This is a genomic window from Thauera sp. 63, assembly GCF_000310165.2.
Classification (GTDB): domain Bacteria; phylum Pseudomonadota; class Gammaproteobacteria; order Burkholderiales; family Rhodocyclaceae; genus Thauera; species Thauera humireducens.
Genome location: NZ_AMXC01000103.1, coordinates 1 through 203 on the forward strand (window position 1 = coordinate 1; position 203 = coordinate 203).

The following is a 203-nucleotide window of genomic DNA, read 5'->3' on the forward strand; positions in this document are numbered from 1 at the left end:
GCGCAGGGCGTGCGTCGGTTGGTGATGGACGAGTTCGCGCTGCACAAGGGGCACCGCTACGCGACGGTGATCATGGATGCTGAACGTATGCGCGTGTTGTGGGTCGGCGAAGGCAACAGCCGCGAGGCGATCCGGCCCTTCTTCGAATTGCTGGGCAAAGAGGGCTGTCAGCACATCGAGGCGGTCGCAATGGACATGAACAC

The 203-nt window shown here is 62.6% G+C and carries 1 protein-coding gene; it reads left to right on the top strand.

Annotation, left to right across the window (positions count from 1 at the left end):
- Positions 1-203: ISL3 family transposase (locus C664_RS20145; RefSeq protein ID WP_004297034.1), on the top strand; the 203-nt coding region annotated here is incomplete at both ends.